16 protein-coding genes and 1 tRNA gene are annotated in these 20,456 nt (G+C 34.4%); 14 read left to right on the top strand and 3 right to left on the bottom strand.

Features of this window, described 5'->3' with window-relative positions; translation table 11 throughout:
* Window positions 1-13 precede the first annotated feature (13 nt).
* From H964_RS09260 to H964_RS09235, 6 genes are all read left to right on the top strand, one after another.
* Window positions 14-841 (top strand): S-layer homology domain-containing protein, encoded by an 828-nt coding sequence (locus tag H964_RS09260; RefSeq protein WP_039766960.1) that lies wholly within the window; start codon window positions 14-16, stop codon window positions 839-841.
* Between the two features lie 101 nt (window positions 842-942).
* Window positions 943-1,743 carry an ABC transporter substrate-binding protein gene (locus H964_RS09255; RefSeq protein ID WP_039766957.1) on the top strand — a complete coding sequence of 267 codons (801 nt, stop codon included), beginning with the start codon at window positions 943-945 and terminating at the stop codon, window positions 1,741-1,743.
* Between the two features lie 16 nt (window positions 1,744-1,759).
* Complete coding sequence (locus H964_RS09250; protein WP_039766955.1) at window positions 1,760-2,422, top strand: amino acid ABC transporter permease; 663 nt, start codon at window positions 1,760-1,762, stop codon at window positions 2,420-2,422.
* A complete protein-coding gene (locus H964_RS09245) occupies window positions 2,409-3,191 on the top strand; it encodes an amino acid ABC transporter ATP-binding protein (RefSeq protein WP_083931508.1) in 783 nt (260 codons plus the stop codon). Before H964_RS09250 ends, H964_RS09245 begins: the two co-directional genes overlap by 14 nt.
* Before the next feature lie 115 nt (window positions 3,192-3,306).
* Window positions 3,307-4,218 (top strand): DMT family transporter, encoded by a 912-nt coding sequence (locus H964_RS09240; protein WP_156823679.1) that lies wholly within the window; start codon window positions 3,307-3,309, stop codon window positions 4,216-4,218.
* 4 nt (window positions 4,219-4,222) lie between these two features.
* Entirely contained in the window at window positions 4,223-6,688 is a 2,466-nt protein-coding gene (locus H964_RS09235) for an MBL fold metallo-hydrolase (RefSeq protein WP_039766950.1), read from the top strand.
* 535 nt (window positions 6,689-7,223) lie between these two features.
* On the opposite strand, the gene H964_RS09230 is transcribed toward H964_RS09235, so the two are convergent.
* Both H964_RS09230 and H964_RS09225 read right to left on the bottom strand, forming a co-directional pair.
* Complete coding sequence (locus H964_RS09230; protein ID WP_011916575.1) at window positions 7,224-7,982, bottom strand: DUF3800 domain-containing protein; 759 nt, start codon at window positions 7,980-7,982, stop codon at window positions 7,224-7,226.
* A 525-nt stretch (window positions 7,983-8,507) separates the two neighbouring features.
* A tRNA-Arg gene (locus H964_RS09225) sits at window positions 8,508-8,583 on the bottom strand.
* Between the two features lie 205 nt (window positions 8,584-8,788).
* Between H964_RS09225 and H964_RS09220 the strand changes: the two genes are divergently transcribed.
* The 5 genes from H964_RS09220 (at window position 8,789) to H964_RS09200 (ending at window position 14,524) form a co-directional block, all read left to right on the top strand.
* Window positions 8,789-9,922 (top strand): dienelactone hydrolase family protein, encoded by a 1,134-nt coding sequence (locus H964_RS09220; RefSeq protein WP_039766947.1) that lies wholly within the window; start codon window positions 8,789-8,791, stop codon window positions 9,920-9,922.
* A 22-nt stretch (window positions 9,923-9,944) separates the two neighbouring features.
* Complete coding sequence (locus tag H964_RS09215; RefSeq protein WP_039766944.1) at window positions 9,945-10,316, top strand: sensory rhodopsin transducer; 372 nt, start codon at window positions 9,945-9,947, stop codon at window positions 10,314-10,316.
* A gap of 26 nt (window positions 10,317-10,342) precedes the next feature.
* Window positions 10,343-12,373 (top strand): beta-galactosidase, encoded by a 2,031-nt coding sequence (locus H964_RS09210; protein WP_039766941.1) that lies wholly within the window; start codon window positions 10,343-10,345, stop codon window positions 12,371-12,373.
* 158 nt (window positions 12,374-12,531) lie between these two features.
* Complete coding sequence (locus H964_RS09205; RefSeq protein WP_039766939.1) at window positions 12,532-13,779, top strand: putative DNA modification/repair radical SAM protein; 1,248 nt, start codon at window positions 12,532-12,534, stop codon at window positions 13,777-13,779.
* 1 nt (window position 13,780) lies between these two features.
* Window positions 13,781-14,524 (top strand): TIGR03915 family putative DNA repair protein, encoded by a 744-nt coding sequence (locus tag H964_RS09200; RefSeq protein WP_039766937.1) that lies wholly within the window; start codon window positions 13,781-13,783, stop codon window positions 14,522-14,524.
* A gap of 110 nt (window positions 14,525-14,634) precedes the next feature.
* Here the strand turns inward: H964_RS09200 and H964_RS09195 are convergent, their stop codons facing one another.
* On the bottom strand, window positions 14,635-15,705 hold the full coding sequence (locus H964_RS09195) for a hypothetical protein (protein ID WP_039766936.1): 1,071 nt from the start codon (window positions 15,703-15,705) through the stop codon (window positions 14,635-14,637).
* 174 nt (window positions 15,706-15,879) lie between these two features.
* On the opposite strand from H964_RS09195, the gene H964_RS09190 reads away from it, so the two are divergent.
* The 3 genes from H964_RS09190 (at window position 15,880) to H964_RS09180 (ending at window position 20,451) form a co-directional block, all read left to right on the top strand.
* Entirely contained in the window at window positions 15,880-17,262 is a 1,383-nt protein-coding gene (locus tag H964_RS09190; RefSeq protein ID WP_039766934.1) for an NAD(P)/FAD-dependent oxidoreductase, read from the top strand.
* A 97-nt stretch (window positions 17,263-17,359) separates the two neighbouring features.
* A complete protein-coding gene (locus tag H964_RS09185; protein ID WP_039766932.1) occupies window positions 17,360-18,199 on the top strand; it encodes a PHP domain-containing protein in 840 nt (279 codons plus the stop codon).
* Entirely contained in the window at window positions 18,196-20,451 is a 2,256-nt protein-coding gene (locus tag H964_RS09180; RefSeq protein ID WP_039766930.1) for a DNA internalization-related competence protein ComEC/Rec2, read from the top strand. The genes H964_RS09185 and H964_RS09180 overlap by 4 nt, the downstream gene beginning before the upstream one ends.
* Window positions 20,452-20,456 lie beyond the last annotated feature (5 nt).

The following is a 20,456-nucleotide window of genomic DNA, read 5'->3' as shown; positions in this document are numbered from 1 at the left end:
GGCAGTTTAAAAATTGAGAAAAAGTATATTTAGTTTGTGCGTAACTGTTTTATTGATATTTAGTGCAATTAAAGTTTTTGCAGCTGATGTGTGGTGCAAAGTAGAATATTATTACAACGGCACAAATTATATGAAGGTGACGCTTTATTCGAAGAGTAACAAAACTTACTATGTAAAAGGATTTACCAGGGATTCTGACAATCAGGTTAGTATATATTTTTCAGATAAGAAAAATTTAAGTTCTGACACAAATACAGTGCTTATACCACAAAGCATGTTTCTGATGCCCATAAGAGTGATATTAATAAACTCAGATGGCTCTCCTTTGTTTAGCGATATTAAAGATTCTCCATATAAAGATTACATCTTATACCTTGCAAGTATTGGAAAGATTGATGGATATAAAGATGGTACTTTCAGGCCCAAAAAAGGCGTAACACGTCAAGAGTTTGCAAAGCTTTTTGTAAATGTTTTTGATATAAAGACAAATCAAAGTGTAACAAGATATTCTTTTGCAGATATAAAAGATTGCTGGGCGAAAAATGAGATTGAAACTTTGGCTAAAATGGGGATATTAACAGGTGTGAAAGGCAAAAATGGGGTTTTGTACTTTAAGCCACAAGAAGGCATTACTTATGAGCAGGCAATTGCTATTATTGCAAGATATTTAAAATTAGAGGCTGTTTCAAAGAAAGATTATAAGTCGTGGGCAAATGATTATATAAATGCCTTTATTGACAATAATCTTTTGAGTGAAAAAGAGATAAATGTTTTAAAATTGAATAGCTTTGCAACACGTGAGTGGATTGCATACATTTTGAGCAAAGCTGTATTAAGATAGGTACAATGAGAGCCAGAAATAAGGTATTGATAAAAACAAAAATGGGTGTATAATTATAACGTATGTTTATAAATCTGACCAACGAAAGGAGTATGAAGGCGGTGTATAAAAAACTAATTGCTGTTTGTCTACTTGTTCTATTTATAGCTACATTTTTGAGTGGTTGTGGTAATAAAAACCAAAACATTTCCACACTGCAAAAAATAAAACAAAATAAAGAGTTTGTAGTTGGAATGGACAATACGTTCCCGCCCATGGAGTTTACAGATGATAACAACAACACAGTTGGGTTTGATGTTGACCTTGCAAATGAAATAGCAAAAAGGCTTGGTGCCAAACTTAAAATTGTTGCAGTTGACTGGAGTGGGATTCAAACTGCTCTCAAATCCAAGAAATTTGATGCTATAATTTCATGCTTTAGTATTACAGATGAAAGAAAGAAGGCATTTAACTTAGCTGGTCCATACCTTTATATTCGTCAGGTTATTGCTGTTAAAAAAGGCGATACCTCTATTAAGAGTTTTGAAGATTTGAAAGGTATAAAGATAGGTGTTCAGGCAAACACCACAGGTGATAATGCTGTTCAAAAGATGAAGTTTATAAACTATGAAAAAGATGTAACAAGGTATGAGAGGATTACTGATGCTTTTAATGATTTGGACATTGGTAGAATAAAGGCTGTTGTCATTGATAGTGTTGTTGCTTACTATTATAAAAAGCAAAATCCTGAAAAGTTTGATATAGCACCAGCTGAGCTTGAAAAGGAGCCTGTTGGTATTGCACTCAGAAAAGAGGATAAAGACCTTTATGAAGAGATTCAAAAGATTTTGAACCAGCTAAAGGAAGATGGAACTATCGCAAAGATATCAAAGAAATGGTTTGGCGAAGATATTACCAAGTAAATAGAGGTGGCAGAAGTTGGCTGAAAATGTCATAATAAAATACTTCCCTGTGCTTTTGAAAGCAAGCGTTGTTACAATCGAGCTTACTGCAATTGCAGTAACAATTGGGCTTGTTTTTGGACTGATTGCAGCGCTGTTTAGAATTTCGAAGCTGAAAATTTTAAATCTGATAGGCAGCTTTTATGTTTGGCTATTTAGAGGCACTCCGCTACTTTTGCAGATATTCTTCATTTACTATGGTCTTCCCAAAATTATTCCTGCACTTACCCTGCCAGCATTTTTGGCAGGAGCAATTGCTCTTATTATTAACTCTGGGGCATACACAGCAGAGATAATAAGAGCTGCTATTTTGTCTATTGACAAAGGCCAGTATGAAGCTGCAAAAGCTTTGGGTATGACATACCTTCAGACAATGAGGTATATAATTGTTCCGCAGACATACAAAAGACTTATACCACCTATTGGCAATGAATTTATCGCGCTTTTGAAAGACTCATCCCTTGTGTCTACAATAGGAATGGTTGAACTAATGCGTGCAGCACAACTGAAAGCATCTCAAACAGGAAGGGATGCAGAGATTTATATTGCTGCGCTTATTATCTACTTAGCACTCACCACAGTTTTTTCCACAATATTTAATTGGCTTGAAAAGAGGCTGGGGAGATATGAAGGACAATGAAATGACAAACAGGAAAATGATTATAGCAAAAAACATTGTCAAGTACTTTGGACATAACCTCATATTGGACAAGGTCTCGTTAGAGGTTGATAGAGGAGAGGTTGTAGTAATTATAGGACCTTCTGGTTCAGGCAAGAGCACATTTTTGAGGTGTCTTAATCACTTAGAGAGGATTAACTCAGGGTACATTGAGATTGACGGGTTTGTAATTGAGGATAAAGGACTTCATGAAAAACACAAAAAGCACAGTCCAAAGGAGATAGTAAAGTTTTGTTCTCAGATAGGGATGGTGTTTCAGCGATTTAACCTTTTCCCTCACATGACAGCACTTGAAAATGTCATAATTGGTCCGATTGTTGTCAATAAAATGAAAAAGGAAGAAGCAATGGAGATTGGACTTGAGCTTCTTGATAAGGTGGGATTAAAAGATAAGGCAAATTCATACCCTGCTCAGCTTTCTGGTGGGCAGCAGCAAAGAGTTGCAATTGCCAGAGCTTTGGCTATGAAACCCAAAGTGATGCTGTTTGATGAGCCAACATCTGCGCTTGACCCAGAACTTGTCGGCGAAGTTTTGAACGTTATGAAAGAGCTTGCAAATGAAGGAATGACAATGCTTGTTGTAACTCACGAGATGGGGTTTGCAAGAGAGGTTGCTGACAGGGTTGTGTTTATGGACAAAGGGAAGATAATCGAAGAGGGGCTACCGGATGAGATTTTTACAAACCCGAAAGAAGAGAGAACAAGACAGTTTTTGCAAAAGATATTGTGAACAGTTTAAAGAAAATAAGCTGCTTGGCTGGATTTTTAAAGGGCTGTCTGAAGGCAATATTGGCAGCCCTTCAAGTTTATGTATAAAATTATAAATGAAAGGAAGAAGTATTAAGTTGGGCACAAGAAAAAGGATTTTAGCGGATGGAATACTTCTTTTTGTCACAATGGTGTGGGGAAGTTCATTTGTGCTTATGAAGAATACAATCTCCCAGCTTCATCCTTTGACATTTTTGGCAATAAGGTTTTTGTTAGCATGGCTTGTTGTCACAGCAATATTCTGGAGAAATCTTAAAAAATTAAAACCAAAAGAAATAGTTTATGGAGGCATAATTGGTTTTTTTCTTTTCTTAGGAATGGCTCTGCAGGTTGTGGGATTAAAATACACGTACGCATCAAAATCAGCGTTTATAACAGGTTTGACAGTAGTTTTAGTGCCTATTTTTGCAGGTATAATTGAAAGAAAGGTTCCCAGAGTAAATGTCATAGTTGGTGTAATTTTTGCTTTTGTAGGGCTCTTCCTTTTAAATGGAGCTAAAATCTCACATTTTAACTTTGGAGATTTTCTTACCTTGCTTGCAGACTTTGGATTTGTTTTTCAGATTATATTCATTGACATCTTTACATCAAAAGAAAATGTGAGTACAATCAACATTGCAATATTTCAGCTCATGAGCGCTGCTGTTTTGTATATTATATTTTCTTTGGTCTTTGGAGTAAATCCTTTTAGTATCAAGCTTACATTAAATTCACTACTTACAATCTTAATCACAGGCATTTTTGGAACGGCTCTTGCTTTTACAGCACAGGTTTTTGTTCAAAAATACACAACACCAACTCACACGGCTTTGATATTCTCTGCCGAACCTGTGTTTGGTGCGATATTTTCTGCATTAATTCCTTCTACAGTTACTCACACAACTGAAATTTTGCCTTTGATTTCTTACATAGGATGTGGTTTAATCTTGATTGGTATGATCATAGCAGAGCTAAGCTTTAATAAAAATCTGGATATGGAGTTGAGCTGAAAAAATGGAGATAGTTTTCTTAGGCGGTGCAAAAGAGGTTGGTGCATCTTGTGTTTTAATAAAAACAGGTGGCAAAAACATCTTAATTGACTCTGGCATAAGAATGAAAGAAGACAAGCTCCCAAACTTGCAGCTTCTTCGAGAGCTTGGTGGGGCTGATATCTGTCTTATTTCACATGCTCACCTTGACCACATAGGAAGTCTTCCGCTTATTGCAAGAGAATATCCCCATATATTCTTCTATACTAATCAGCCAACAAAAGATTTGGTGAAAGTGCTTTTGTACGACAGCTTAAAGATTATGGACTCAAAAGAAGATGAGATTCCTATCTATGCAGAAAAGAATGTTGAAGATTTGCTGGACAGGACAATTACCTACGGGTTTAATTATACATTTGAGCCTTTAGAAGGGATAAAGGTTACTTTTTTCCCTGCGGGACATATCCTTGGTGCTTCGATGATTTTTATACAAACTCAGGAAGGGAGCATTCTATACACTGGAGATTTTTCCACTGAAAAGCAGCTTACTGTTGACAAAGCATCAGTTCCTAAAATAAGACCAGATGTTGTAATTTGTGAGTCAACCTATGGTGACAGGCTTCATACCAACAGAAACTATGAGGAGGAAAGACTATTTAACAGTATATACGAATTTATTTCAAAAGGAGGCAAAGTTTTAATTCCTGCATTTGCAATTGGAAGAGCGCAGGAGATAATTTTGATTTTAAGAAACTACATGAAAAAGAAAAAAGTAGAGTTCAATGTATTTATTGATGGAATGGTAAGAGAAGTCATAAGAGTTTATAAAAACAATCCAACATTTTTGTCTTCAAGATATTACAAAAAAGTATTGAAAGGTGAAGAGATTTTTTTATCAGATAACATCGATATAATTACTGACAAAAAACAGAGAGAAGAGATTATTTCCTCATCAGACCCATGTGTTATCATTTCAAGCTCAGGAATGTTGACTGGCGGTCCTTCTGTATTCTATGCAGAGAAGTTAGTAGAAAATCAAAATGCGCTGATTGCAATTACAGGGTATCAAGACGAAGAATCTCCGGGCAGGAAACTTCTTGAGCTGACTGAGCTTCCAGAGAGTGAGAGAAAGATTGAACTAAATGGCAAGGAATATGAAGTAAAGTGCAAGGTTGAAAAGTATGGTCTTTCTGCGCATGCAGACAGGGATAGTATATTAGGATTTTTAGCAATGCTAAAACCAAAAACTGTGGTTTTTGCTCATGGAAGTGAGGAAGCAATTTCGCAACTTTCAGATATGGCAATAAAAGAGATAGAAGCTGCTGTTTTAATTCCGCAAAATGGTGAGGTAACTACAGTTTCAATTGAAAAGCCAAGAAGACAGCTTTCATTTTTCAATGTCAGAAAACTAAGCAACATTGAACCACTGAATGAAGAAAATATCAAAAGTTTATGGGAATATCTTCTTGAAAGCAAACAAGAAGCAAATCATATTACAGCAGAGCATGCAATTCTGATTTGGAATGGGAAACAGTTTTTAGAAAGAGATGAGGTAAATAGGGTATTTGAACTTTTAAAATCTTCCCCATATTTTGAGCAAAATCCACGAAAACCTTATCTTTTTAGGATTTTGTCAAGAGCTGAAGTTGAAGACAAGCTGAAGCCAAAGCCTATGGAACAAAACAAGATGAGAGAGCTTGCTTTTGAAATGTTTAAAGATTTTGGACTTTACAAAGTTGGAATGGATATCGAAAATGTTGTTGTGACCTTTTATTTTAACTTTCCACACATAGCAAATAGGCTTGAAGATAAAATAAAAGAGTTTGAGGAAAAGACCCTGTGGAAGGTAGAGGTAAATCCAAATATAAATCTAACATATGCTCAAAAATATCTACAAAAGTTATTAGAAGATGAAGGTGTTAAGCTTTTAAAATTTTCATACAATCCTGTGATAAATGCTATTGTAGTAAAACCAAACAAAGAATTTGATTCGATGAAGGAGCTGTGCTCTAAATTTCTTGATGAGACAGGCATTGAGCTTATATTTGACATTGAAAATAAAGAGGATTGTACAGCAAGACTTCAAAATAAAGACAGGATGGAGCAGAACAAGGCTTTGCTTTTGATAGACCTGTATTTTGAAAATGAAAAAGACAAGGTTTACAAGAAGAGCATAAAAGAGGGTGGAAAATACATTGAACTATCATTTGTAACACCCTTTGTTGCAGAAAAGTACAAAGATAAGCTTAATGAACTTTCACAAAAAACTGGCTGGGAGATAAGGATTTCACAGACAATAAACCAGGTCGAAATGGTAAATATTTTGAAAGATATTTTAGCTAAGTATAATATTGATTTAATTAAAAATCCAAGTATTTATCCCTCAATAAGAGAAGTTAGGATAAAATTAGCAGGGGAGATAGATAGTAATATTGTAAATGAAATTGCAAATGAGTTTTATGATAGAACAGGATTTTATTTAAAGATTTAACTTACCGCTCTACAGCCTCACCTGATTTGTTATAGTTTACACAACAAAAACTGAGGTCATGGTTTATACTCAAACTCCTTCAAAAAAGACAATGAATATTTTCGCAGTGCTGCCAAGTAATGATTATTGTTATAAAGTTGCTGAAATACGAAAGAAAAAATGATGGGAAAATTTAGCTTTTTTTATTAGAATGCCACTTACCCGTTTTTGTCGACGCTTGCCATTTTCATCTCTAATAGTATCAAAAACTACACTATATATGCTACCTCACTTTCTGATGTGTTCGCGCATTCTCAAACCTCCAACTTTACAAAATAATACCATATGGAATTATGGGCAACGTTATAACGCAATATAACACAAAATAAAAAATTTTTTTGACTAAATTGCTGTTGTGAGGTATAATTAAATTGAAAGATGAAAAAATAAATAATAAGTAGGTTAAAAACCTGCGTTCAGGAAATAGCGCCACTGATATCCGAAACCCTCACCAAGTGTGAGGCGCATCCTCAAAAAGAGGATAGGACTCAGGGCGCTATTTCGTTTTATATACCTTTTTTGATTTTTTAAAATCGCAATACCAAATATGAAAATGCATACTACAATCTTTTCTATGATATGATTTCAAAGTTGCTAATCCCGCTTTTTGAGCTATATACAAAGCTAATTCTTTTTTAGCTGAACTTGCACCTTCTTTTTTGTCCATATCATTCCAATGAAAACCTATTGCACCAGTCAAAATATCAGTAGCTTGTATTAAGTCTACTTCATGAGATTTTCTTGCCTCAATATGTCTTACTATATCCATATCTAATTTATGCTTTTTTCTAAGTCCTCTGTTAAGTATAATTTGTAAACTTTGTAGTCTGTACTTATAAGAGTTTTTTCTGTCATCTGGATAAATTATATAACGGTAATTTGGGTTGATATAATGTAGCAGCAACTGATAATACATTTTGTAAAAGCCTAATTCTTCATCTCCTTTATTGTACTTTTTGTTGTCCATTAGGGATAAATCAACCACTATACACCTATAAGCCATTTTCTTTTCTCCTATGAATTTGAAGATTATATCTACAAGCTTTTTGTACTCTACTAATTTTCCTTTAGAAACCTTACCCCACTTAAGTTCACTATACATATTATGTTGTGTTCTATACTGTTTAATGGTTTCTTCTATTTCTTTTAAATTTTCATACAAAACCCATAGCCCACCGATAATCATGTATCTATTTTTATTTTGTGAGCTTTCATCACAATAGATGTGTATTAAAGGTAGTTTTCCTTTTTTCATTGCGATGTTCCTTTCTACGATGAAGATATAGCAAAAAGTTATATTCCATGTAGCCCAACATACTTCTTCGACGTGTTGCTTTTTTAATTAGATTTAGTTGACGAAGTAGACATCTCATTTATATATTCATGATTCTCATCTCTTAGTATCACCTTTGAAATGTTTTTATTAAAACCATTTCTGCGGATTATTAAACTTTAAATAACACACAGCTATTGCATTGATGATTGTTTAAATTATTTTTAAACTCACGGCGCAATCCTTAAAGCTGCTTTGTCGGTTTGGGGCAATCCAGATGGTCTTGTTGTGTCATTCAATGATACAAGGGTTTGATTGGGAAAAATAGCTGCATATACAAAATTATATCACATTTAACGACACAACGCAAAACAAAAAAGCTGAGCATTGTGCTCAGCTTAATTTGTTGTATTCTATTATTTCTTGTTATTGCATAGTGTATGTTTGCAAAATGTTAGAAAATGCAAAGTATTTTAAATCTTACGGGCTTAAAACCCTTGCTATCTCTGGCACGCCCGGGGGGACTCGAACCCCCGACCACAGGATTCGAAGTCCTACGCTCTATCCTCTGAGCTACGGGCGCATCTTCATATTTTCATTTAAATTATAAAATCAAATGTGCAAAATTGCAACTCTTTCTTGTACATCTTAAAATCCTTATATCAATCTTAAAATTCAATGCTCTAAAGTAGCTTAACAGCTCTCGAACTTATTGATATAATATAGACAAATTCTGATGGAAAAATAAAAATTAGTAAACCCAAAAGCTTGAAAGGAAAAGAACCAAAATGGTTGAATTATTCGAAAGGTATTTTGGAATTCATAATAAACCGAATGTCTCTGCACCACACTGGGCAAAGTCAATTTTGGATTCATGTGACTTTGAATTTCAAAAAAGTATAGTTGAAAAACTACAGCCTTTGCTATATTTGAATTTAGATTTGTGCTTTGTTGAAAGAAACAAAAGAGAGATACACTATGAAGCCTTCACAGAAGAATTAATAACAGCTAACCTAAATGGTATTGAATCAGAAGCAGCATTTTTAAAACCATCCAATTCAAATCCACCTTATCCTGTTATTGTAGTTTTGCATGATCATGGTGGATTTTATTACTACGGCAAAGAGAGAATCTTTATGGATGATAGTACACAGCCTTTTTTAAGAGAGTACAGAGAAAAGTTTTATTCATCAAAAAGATGGGCTCTTGACCTGCTTGAAAGAGGGTTTGCAGTTTTCTGCCCTGATGCGTTTTATTTTGGAAAGAGAAGGTTCCCACAAGAGCTAATAAAGATATTTGTTGATAATAAAACCTATGAACAGCTAACAAGTCTTACTGAGGGTAGCTACGAATTTATTAAGCTTTTTAATAGGGTTTCTTCCGAGCTTGAAGGGATAATATTTAAGAATATCAATTTTTATGGAACAAACTGGCCAAGTATCTTGATTAACGAAGACATTGCATGGCTAAATTATCTCTTGAAAAGAAAAGATGTTGATAAAAGTAGAATTGCGTGTATGGGTTTTTCGTTGGGTGGTTTTAGAACTTTATTTTTAAGCGCTTTGAAAAAAGAGATAAAAGCAAGCTTAGTAATAGCTTTTATGTCTGAGTTTTCAAAAATGCTGGGTCAAACTTCAAGGCATACATTCATGGTACATATCCCCAGCTTTACACGCTTTTTAGACTTGCCAGATATAGCCGGGCTTATCCTTCCAAGAAAACTTTTTGTGATGCAGTGTAGCGAAGATTCTTTATTTCCAGTTGATGCAATGAAGAGTGCAGTAGCCAAGATTGAAGAGTATTATAGCAGAGCAGGCTGTAGACACAATTTTTCGTACAAATTTTATCCAAATCCTCATCAATTTAATTCATACATGCAAAAAGATGCGTTTGATTATTTGTTTTTAAATATTCAAAAATAAAAATGTTTGGGAGGTTTTGTAAATGAAAGCCTTGGGCAAAAAAGTGTGGGTAATTCCAGATGGATACATTCCATCTGAGGGTTCAATGTCAATCCCTGGGCATGAGTGTCTGTGCATAGTAAATACTGGAGATGTTGATGCAAAGGTGAAACTCACAGTCTTTTTTGAAGACAGAGACCCAATTGAAAGTGATTATTTTGTTGTCAAGGCAAAAAGAACAATTCATGCATGGCTAAACAAGCCAGAGCTGATAGGAAATCTTGTTATTCCAAAAGAGGTTCCGTATTCTTTAGTGGTTGAAAGTGACCAAAACATTGTTGTTCAGATGTCACGCTTGGATACACGACTTGGTAATATGGCGCTCTTAAGTGTAATTGGATTTCCAATTGAATAAACACCAAAAAAGGAGGCTTTGTTTCTATGGCTAAAATCAAACTGAAAAAATTCCTTTATGGCGGAGATTATAATCCTGACCAGTGGTCAGAAGATGTTTGGGAACAAGATATTGAGTTTATGAAGTATTACAATGTAAATGCAGTGTCAATGCCAATATTCTCATGGGCTCAGCTTCAGCCAAGTGAGGACAAGTTTACGTTTGAGTGGCTTGACAGAATAATTGATAAGCTCTATTCAAATGGTATTCACGTCATCTTGGCAACACCAACAGCTTCACAACCTGCGTGGCTGTCAAAAAAGTATCCTGACGTATTGCCTGTTGATATTCATGGAAGAAAGAGAAAACATGGGGCAAGGCAGAATTACTGCCCCAACAGTCCAAACTTCAAAAATGCAGCAAGAAGAATTGTTGAACAGATGGCAAAAAGATACAAAGACCATCCGGCGATTATAATGTGGCATATCAGCAACGAATATGGTCCTTACTGCTACTGTGAAAACTGCGCTAAAGCCTTTAGAGAGTGGCTAAAAGAAAGATATAAAACATTGGATGAGCTTAACAAGAGATGGAACACAGCTTTCTGGGGACATACATTCTATGATTGGGATGAGATAGAAGTTCCATCGTATCTGAACGAAGAATATGAATATATGCCAGGCAGACAAAAAAGCTCATTCCAGGGACTTTCGCTTGATTACAAAAGGTTTATGTCTGATTGTTTGCTAAATCTTTATAAGATGGAAGTTGAGATTATCAAAAAATACATGCCAGATGTGCCTGTTACAACAAACCTTATGGGTCCATTTAAACCACTCGATTACCATAAATGGGCACAGTATATGGATGTAGTTTCGTGGGACAATTATCCTTCTATCAAAGACTCTCCACATTCTATAGCTTTCAAGCATGACCTTATGCGAGGACTTAAAAGGGACCAGTCATTTATATTAATGGAACAGACACCAAGCCAGACAAATTGGCAGTGGTATAATTCAGCAAAACGCCCTGGAATGATAAGACTTTTGAGCTACCATGCAATAGCTCATGGTGCGGACTCTGTTTTGTATTTCCAGTGGAGACAGTCGGTTGGGTCGTGTGAAAAATTCCACTCTGCAATGGTACCGCATGCTGGGCACTTGAATACAAGGGTTAGCAAAGAGCTAAAACAAATTGGCGATGAGCTTTTGCGCTTAGATGAGATTTTAGAATCAGTAAACAAAAGCGATGTAGCACTTTTGTTTGACTGGGAAAACTGGTGGGCACTTGAAGAGAGTATGGGATTTAGAAATGACATTTCGTATTTAGAGCACATTGATTCGTATTACAAGGCTTTGTATAAACTCAAAACAAACGTAGATGTTGTTGACCCAACCGAAGATTTATCAAGGTATAAACTTGTTGTTGCACCACTTTTGTATTTGCTCGATAGCAATACTGCAAAGAATATAGAAGAGTACGTGAAAAACGGAGGAATATTTATTACCACCTTCCTATCAGGTCTTGTTGATGAGAACGACAGGGTAATTCTTGGAGGATATCCTGGCTGGTTCAGAAAACTTTTGGGAATCTGGATTGAGGAGATTGATGCGCTCTTTCCAGATATGAAAAACGCAATCATTCTTGAGAAGCCACTTGGAACACTTGATGGCAGGTATGAGTGCGACTTTATATGTGATGTCATTCACTCAGAAGGAGCAAAAGTGCTTGCTTATTATGAGCAGGACTATTATAAAGGGATGCCAGCTATTTTGGAAAATACATATGGCAGTGGCAAGTCAGTGTATATAGGTACAAGACCAGAGCAAAAGGTTATAGAAGGACTTATCAAGTACTATGCTGATATGGCTGGTGTAAAACCAATTTTGCCTGTACCAGAAGGTGTTGAGGTTACAAAACGAACAAAGGATGGAAAAGAGTATATTTTCCTTTTAAATTTCAATAATTACGATGTATGTATTGAGTTGCCACAAGAATTCTATGAACTGATAACGCAAAAGCTATTTGGTGGCAGAGTAGTTCTGAGAGCAAAAGAAGTTATGATATTAAGAAAATAAAGCATTTTTAACCGCAATTTGCTAATTATATGGGACTCTTCAAATTGTTTTTTGAAGGGTCCCAGTTTTTTTGATATGACCTTAAACTATTGAAATAGAATATATATTCGGTTATTATATAGTTATGAAGTCAAAGAATAAACAAAGAAGTGATTGAAATGGATATTCTTGAAAAACTTCAGATACTGGGTGCAGCAGCAAAGTACGATGTTTCTTGTGCATCCAGTGGTAGCAAACGAGAAATAAATTATGGTATTGGTTCAACTTTTACAGCAGGTATTTGCCACAGCTGGACAGATGATGGCAGGTGTATATCTCTTTTGAAGATTCTCTTTACAAACGAATGCATCTTTGACTGTGCCTATTGTATCAATAGAAAGAGCAATGATATAAAAAGGGCAACTTTTACTCCTCATGAAATTGCTGAGCTTACCATGAATTTTTACAAGAGAAATTACATTGAAGGGCTTTTTCTAAGTTCTGCTATCAAAAACTCTCCTGACTGGACAATGGAGATGTTGTATAAAACGGTATATCTTTTGCGACACAAGTATCAGTTCAATGGATATATTCACGTAAAAGCAATCCCATATGCATCACTCGATTTGATTAGGAAAACAGGTTTTTTAGCTGATAGAATGAGTGTCAATATTGAACTTCCGTCTGAAAAGAGCCTGAAGCTTCTTTGTCCAAACAAAACAAAAGAGAGCATTTTAAAACCAATGGAGTTTATAACAAGAGTAGGTGAAGAAGAAAGAAATTTTGTCTCAGCAGGTCAAAGCACTCAGATGATAATAGGTGCAACAGAAGATAGTGATCGAAAGATTATTACACTCAGCCAGCATCTTTACAAAAAATTTAAGCTCAAGAGAGTTTACTATTCTGCCTATACACCTGTGAACAATGATCCAAGAATTTTGAAAGTTGAAAAACCTCCACTTTTAAGAGAACATAGATTATATCAAGCAGACTGGCTGATTAGGGTTTATAATTTTTCTGCTGATGAGCTTTTTGAAAAGGATGAAAACCTTGACCTTGAAGTTGACCCAAAAGTAATGTGGGCACTCAGACACCTTGACAAATTCCCCGTTGAGGTAAACAAAGCGAGTTATGAAGAGCTGATAAGAGTGCCGGGAATAGGAATAAAAAGTGCGAGAAGGATTATCAAAAACAGAGTATTTCATTCTCTTGACTTTGATGACTTGAAAAAGATAGGGGTTGTCATAAAAAGGGCAAAGTTTTTCATAACCTGCAATGGTAAGACTTATGAAAGGCATTTGATTGACCTTCAGCCAGAAAAAATAAAATTGCAACTGACAGAAAAAGCAGTGGCTCAGCAAAGAATGCAGCAGCTTTCCTTTTTTGATAAAGAGGTTTTCACATCAGTAATAACTGGGGAGATTTAGAATGTATAATGTTTTTTTGTATGATGGAACATTTGATGGGCTTTTGACATGTATAGATGAGATTTTATCCACACATATTAATGAAGATGAAGTTGTTATCGCAGAAAAAGACAAATATCAACCAATGCTTTTTGATAATCCAGTTTATGTAGCTTTGGATAAAAATAGAAGTCAGGAACTTCGGCAAAAGGTAATAAATGCTTCTGGTAAGGTTACTTTTAAAAAGATATATTATTGTTTTCTATCTGAAGCTCAAAACAAAGAAACGTATATCTATAAGTATATAAAGCTTGTTTTAAAGCATGGCAAAAAAGTTAAATACCTTTACCATGATGATGTTGTCAATTTTGTTGAAAAGGCATCAAAGAATGTAAGCAGAGAAATAGGAAAGTATATGGGACTTATGAGGTTTAATGAAATAGAGGGTGGAGTACTTTATGCTCAATTTGAACCCACAAATGATATCTTGGTTCCTATTTCTTACTTTTTTAGAGAAAGATTGAAGAGTTTTAAATGGATCATACATGACAAAAAAAGGAGCAAACTTTCGATTTATGATACCAGAATGATAAAGTTTCTCAATGGAATGAATTTAAATGCAAGCTTTTCAGATAATGAGAATTTGTATCAAAAGCTGTGGAAACTTTATTTTAAGACCATGGCAATTGAAGAAAGAAAGAATTTAAAATTACAACGGCAAAATATGCCAAAGAAATATTGGAAGTATTTGATAGAAAAAAATTAGGTGTATACCTTGTAAGTTAAGGTATACACCTATCTTTTTGTACAACAACCATATTATATCTTATTTCTTCTTTATTAGAGGGGAGCAGTTTTTATATTTTGAGATTAATCTCACTTTTTCTTTCCGTTACCTTTATTCTCATTCTTATTTTTTTCTTTTTCTCTCTCTTTTTCTTTATTCTGTCCTTCCTGAATGTTCTGGTTCTTATTTAATATCCGTTCTTTCTCTTTTTCTTTATTTTGTTCTTTTTGAATATTTTGCTTCTTATTTTGAACTGGCAGTTTTAAAGAATTCTTCATTATATTTTCAATCTTTGTCAAGGTATCTATATATAAATTCTTAACTTCAGTAATTTTGTTAACCTTTTGCTGATAAAGAGCAATTAAGTCATTCAAGGTAGCTACCATCTTGTTATAGTTATTTTCTTTTTTAGCTTGTTCATATTCTTTTGTCTTTATCTTTATTTGATTGTTTATTTGTTCTATTTGATATACCTTATCTTTTACAGTTGGCTGGACTTGGTCCACTAAAAGCTTTATTTGGTAAACAGCTTGTGCCACAGTTGCTTCATTTTCATTTTTGTAAGCTTCTTGGTAGACTTTAAGGTCATTTAATTTTTGGGTAAGCTGTTTTGAGTACTCATCAATTTGTGAGGATGAAAGCTTTTTATTATTTATTTCTTTTTTGATTTGGGAAATTAGTTTATTTGCCTCATTGATTATCTTTTGCAGCTCTTGATTAAAGAATTTTTTGTCGTATCTTTGAGCAGCTGCGATATAACTGTTAATTTTTGCGCGCAGATGATTTACCTCAGCGTTGATTTTATTAAATTTTGATTTCAGCTGATTAATTTGTAATATTAACTTGGAGATATTCTTCTTTTGCTCTTTTGTTAACTTTTCAGACTCCTTAATGGTTATATTATCGTTGCTAATTGGTGGAATAACCTCTGGACCGCTTACACTATAGGTAGAATTATAGGTTGTCGATGATGTTGAAGAACTGGTGGTGTTTGTAGTTGTTTGATAAGTTGAGTTTACTGTTGTGGTATACGTTGCACTGACTACAGTTTGATTATTTGTTGCAACTGATGAAGTTGTGTTTCCCTCTGCAAAAACAGGTAGTATTATTGAAAGTCCGAATACCAGAACTATTAGCAAAGTGACAAACTTTCTTTTCATAAGGAATAAACCTCCTTGTTAAATTTTCTCTTCTTAACTTATATAATACCCCATACATATATATTTTTCTTTTCTTTTATGTTAAAAAAGTGTGTAAAATTATGATAGACAAATGTCCCATTTTGATGTAATATTTCAAAGAGAATTTAAATTTCAAAAGGGTGAAAAACAGAAATGAAGTACGATGTTATCATTGTAGGAGCAGGTCCATGTGGTATATTTACTGCATATGAGCTTGTAAAACAAAACAAAGATGCAAAGATAATTATGTTTGAAAAAGGAAGAGACATTGAGTCACGTGAGTGTCCAAAAAGAATTACAAATGTATGCGCAAATTGCAAACCTTGCAATATAACAACAGGCTTTTCGGGTGCGGGGGCTTTTTCTGATGGGAAACTTTCGCTTTCTCCAAACGTAGGAGGAAGAATTCAAGAATATGTTGGCCAAAGCAAAGCGTATGAGCTGATAAAATACGTAGACAATATCTACCTTGAAAATGGGGCTGATACAAAGGTTTATGGCACGAATAGTCAAGTCATTGAAGAGATAAAAAGAAAGGCAACTGTTGCCAACCTCATGCTTGTTGAAAGTCCAATAAGGCATTTGGGTACTGAAGAGGCAAAAAAGATATATAAAAGACTTCAAGATTTTCTTTTAAACAACAATGTGGAGATAAAGTTTAAAACTGCTGTCAAAGACTTGATAGTTGAAAATAACAAGGTTATAGGTGTTATAGCAGAGGATGAAAAAAGCTACTTTGGGAAAAATGTGGTTGTATGCGTTGGTCGTGAGGGTGCAAGTTGGCTTTCTAAAGTAATAGAAAAGTACAATATTCCGTGTGATAACAATAGAGTTGACATAGGTGTTAGAGTTGAAACACCTAATCACATTTGGAAGGGCATTACTGAGCACCTGTATGAAAGCAAATTTATTTATTATACAAAAACCTTTGATGACAAAGTAAGGACATTTTGTATGAACCCGGGCGGCTATGTTGCAGTTGAGCACTATGACAACTTGGCAGTTGTAAACGGCCACAGCTATAAGAACATCAAAAGCGACAATACAAACTTTGCATTGCTTGTCTCGAAACACTTTACAGATCCGTTCAAAGACAGTATAAAATATGGTAAGTACATTGCAGAACTTGCGAATATGCTATCTGGTGGCAAAGTTCTTGTCCAGCGGTATGGTGACTTTATTAGAGGAAGAAGGTCTAACGAAGAGAGAATAAGGAGAAACTCTGTTGTTCCTACATTGCAAGATGCAGTTGCAGGTGATTTGAGCCTTGTTTTGCCTTACAGAATTATGCTTGATATAAAAGAGATGATAGAGGCTTTAGACTATGTTGTCCAAGGTGTTGCCTCGTTTGATACACTACTTTATGGTGTTGAAGTAAAGTTTTATTCAAATGAAGTAAAAGTAAAGCAGAACTTTGAATGTACAACAATCCAGAACCTTTATTTTGGAGGCGATGGTGCAGGAATTACAAGGGGGCTTATGCAGGCAAGTGTAAACGGTGTTTTGATTGCAAGAGATATTGCAGCAAAGCTATAAAAAAATGATTTTTTGGCAGAGGTGGTCATTTTTTGACCGCCTTTTTCAATATTTAATATTTGCGATATAATAGTTTGGAAAAAGAGGTGAGAATGTTTTGATAGACTTGCACGTCCATACAACTTTTTCAGATGGAACATATTCGCCAGAGGATGTTGTTGAGCTTGCAAAGGAAAAGGGACTTTTTGCTATTGCAATTACTGATCATGACACAACAGATGGTGTAAAGATTGCTTTGAAAAAAGGACAGGAGATTGGAATAAAAGTTATTAGCGGGGTTGAAATTAGCGCAGATTTTGAGATTGAGATGCATATATTAGGACTTTTTATAGATGTCGACAATACCTCTTTGCAAGAAAAATTAAAAATGCTTGAGGTATTCAGAAAGGAGAGAAACCCAAAAATAATAGAAAAACTAAGAAAGATGGGATATGACATTTCAATGGAGGATGTTGAGAAGGTTGCCTCAGGTGAGGTGATAGGAAGGCCTCATATTGCCCGTGTGCTTGTCCAAAAGGGATATTTTGACAGTACAAAGGCTGTGTTTGAAAATCTTTTGGGGTTTGGGAAACCTGCATATGTAAAAAAGGAAAAGCTAAAGCCATATGAAGCAATTAGGGCTATAAAAGAAGCAAAAGGAATTGCAATCTTGGCACATCCTCACAAATATTTGTACCTTGAAGAAGGTCCAGAAAATGTATTTGAAGAGCTAAAAGAATATGGCTTAGACGGAATTGAAGTTTTTCATTCGGAGCACACAGAAAAAGAGACAAGAGAACTTTTAGAGACTGCAAAAAAGCTTGACTTAATTGTGAGCGGCGGAAGTGACTTTCATGGAGCTAACAAACCTGATATTGAGATAGGAATTGGCAGAGGTAATTTGAATATAGAAGTAGGGATTTTAGAGGAGTTGGAAAGAAAGGTAGCAGGAAGATGAAAAGAGGAGCTTTGTTTTTGGCTGTGTTTCTAATTACTGGCATTGTGCTTGGAAGGAATTTGCCCACCATCAGTTTGTTATTTCTTTTTCTTGCTGTATTGACGTTTGGCTTTTTCACTTTGAATTTTTATTTTTTGAAAGAAAAAAAGATTGACATGATGCTCTTTCTATTAGCAATAGGTCTTTTTGTATATGCTTCTTTTAGAACATTTTATATCTTTAACTTTTTCGAACCAGAAGTTTCTTTGGATAATGAAGAAGTTACTATTATTGGTAAGGTTTCTTCGTTTCCAGAGATTAGCAAAGACAAAGTTGTTTTCTATTTAAAGACAAGAGTAAATAAGAGGTATGTAAACATAAGAATTACCACTAATATAGAGAAAAAATTTTATTATGGAGATATTGTAAAGGTATATGGCAAACTGAAAATACCAAGAGGAAAGACCAGCAGGTATGGATTTGATTATAAAGAGTACTTAAAAGCTAAAGGCACTTTATATACTCTTTATGCTAAAAAGCTATATATTGTTTCTGCATCTCACAATATTCTAACTTATCTTAACATGTTCTCAAGCAAATTAAACCATCTTATAAATACTTCTTTTAAAACTGAAATATCATCACTTTTAAATGGTTTAATCCTTGGCAACAAATCTACAATTCCTGATGACGTTTACAAGGATTTTCAAAGAAGTGGGCTTGCGCACCTTCTTGCTGTTTCAGGTGGAAATGTAGGTGTGCTTTGTGCATTTGTTGAGATTTTCTTTAGAAGAGTTTTAAGAGTTTATGGAAGAGGAGTAAATCTAATAATAATTGGCGTTATAGTCATATTTGCAATCATAACAGGTCTTTCTGCCTCGGTTGTAAGAGCCTCTATCATGGCAATAATATATTATCTTGGCAGAATAATCTATAGAAATCCAGATACATTAAATAGTTTAGCAGTAGCTGCACTTTTAATGCTGCTTGTAAATCCTCTTTACCTTTTTGACATTGGATTTCAGCTTTCTTTTTTAAGTGTGCTCTCTATAGTAATTTTTTACAGAAGAATATACGAGTACTTTATAAAGGTCAAAATTCCTACAAGTATATCTTCACTTTGTGCAGTTTCCATATCAGCTCAAATTTTGATTTTGCCACTTTTGGCTTACTACTTTTGCGAAGTTTCATTGGTTTCCTTTTTGACAAATCTCATTGCGGTACCCTTAGCAGGAGCGCTGGTACCTATAGGACTTGTGTATTACATACTTTTACTATTTGGAATAGACTTCATTGTGTTGAAGTGGGTGCTATTGGTAATTGTCAAAGTTTTAATTTGGGTTTCACAACTGTCACATATGAGATTTTCGTATATAAAAATTGCATTTTGGGACGAAAAATTAGTGGTTGCTTACTACATACTTATTTTGATCCTACTTTATAAAAAGGTTATTCCAAAGTTTTTAAAACTTTTAATGTATTCAACTATTTCAGCTCTTATGCTAATATTTATTTTACAGGTAGTTATAAACTACAATAGACTAAATATCAGCGTGATTGATGTAGGACAAGGGGATAGCAATCTTGTAACATACAAAGGTTTTTCGATGCTCATTGATACAGGGCCGACCAATGAAGATTTTAGCAGTCTCAAACGTATAGTTTTGCCATACATCTTGAAAAACAATATCTCAAAGATTGATGTCTTGGTCCTTACACACAAACATAACGACCACATAGGTGATTTTGATTATCTTTTAAATGAGATGAAGGTGCGTGTAATTGTAACATCAAGAGAGGTTTATACTGAAAATATTGAAAAATTAAAAGGAAGATATGTGGTTTTAATTGATAAATTAAAAGGTTTTTCTTACAAAGACCTAAAAGTCTTTTTCTTTCCACCGGTTGAACAAGACTCAAATTCGTCTGTGGTCACAAAGATTGTTTTAGGAAACTTCAGTATGCTTTTTACTGGAGATGCTTCTTATGAGTCAGAAAAAGAATATATAAAGAAATATAATCTGCGGGCAACTGTGTTAAAAGTTGGTCATCATGGTAGCAATACTGCAACATCTGAAGAATTTTTGGAAAGTGTTGCTCCAAAGGTAGCAGTGATATCTGTTGGAAAAAACAACATATTTGGACATCCATCGGAAGATGTTTTACGAAGGCTTGAAAAGAAAAACATAAAGGTGTTCAGAACAGATTTAAATGGTACAATTAAAATAGTAAAGACCAAAAATGAGGTTTTAATAAATCCTTATATGAGGTGATTTTT

Origin of the sequence: Caldicellulosiruptor sp. F32 (genome assembly GCF_000404025.1) — a bacterium.
Classification (GTDB): Bacteria; Bacillota; Thermoanaerobacteria; order Caldicellulosiruptorales; family Caldicellulosiruptoraceae; genus Caldicellulosiruptor; species Caldicellulosiruptor saccharolyticus.
This window is presented reverse-complemented; position numbering and strand designations above follow the sequence as displayed.

What these genes read in the sequence shown, in the direction of transcription:
- H964_RS09245 (WP_083931508.1), top strand. Translation starts at nt 2,409, where the DNA reads ATGAAGGACAATGAAATGACAAACAGGAAAATGATTATAGCAAAAAAC.
- H964_RS09235 (WP_039766950.1), top strand. Translation starts at nt 4,223, where the DNA reads ATGGAGATAGTTTTCTTAGGCGGTGCAAAAGAGGTTGGTGCATCTTGT.
- H964_RS09230 (WP_011916575.1), bottom strand. Translation starts at nt 7,982, where the DNA reads ATGAAAAAAGGAAAACTACCTTTAATACACATCTATTGTGATGAAAGC.
- H964_RS09220 (WP_039766947.1), top strand. Translation starts at nt 8,789, where the DNA reads ATGGTTGAATTATTCGAAAGGTATTTTGGAATTCATAATAAACCGAAT.
- H964_RS09215 (WP_039766944.1), top strand. Translation starts at nt 9,945, where the DNA reads ATGAAAGCCTTGGGCAAAAAAGTGTGGGTAATTCCAGATGGATACATT.
- H964_RS09210 (WP_039766941.1), top strand. Translation starts at nt 10,343, where the DNA reads ATGGCTAAAATCAAACTGAAAAAATTCCTTTATGGCGGAGATTATAAT.
- H964_RS09205 (WP_039766939.1), top strand. Translation starts at nt 12,532, where the DNA reads ATGGATATTCTTGAAAAACTTCAGATACTGGGTGCAGCAGCAAAGTAC.
- H964_RS09200 (WP_039766937.1), top strand. Translation starts at nt 13,781, where the DNA reads ATGTATAATGTTTTTTTGTATGATGGAACATTTGATGGGCTTTTGACA.
- H964_RS09195 (WP_039766936.1), bottom strand. Translation starts at nt 15,705, where the DNA reads ATGAAAAGAAAGTTTGTCACTTTGCTAATAGTTCTGGTATTCGGACTT.
- H964_RS09190 (WP_039766934.1), top strand. Translation starts at nt 15,880, where the DNA reads ATGAAGTACGATGTTATCATTGTAGGAGCAGGTCCATGTGGTATATTT.
- H964_RS09180 (WP_039766930.1), top strand. Translation starts at nt 18,196, where the DNA reads ATGAAAAGAGGAGCTTTGTTTTTGGCTGTGTTTCTAATTACTGGCATT.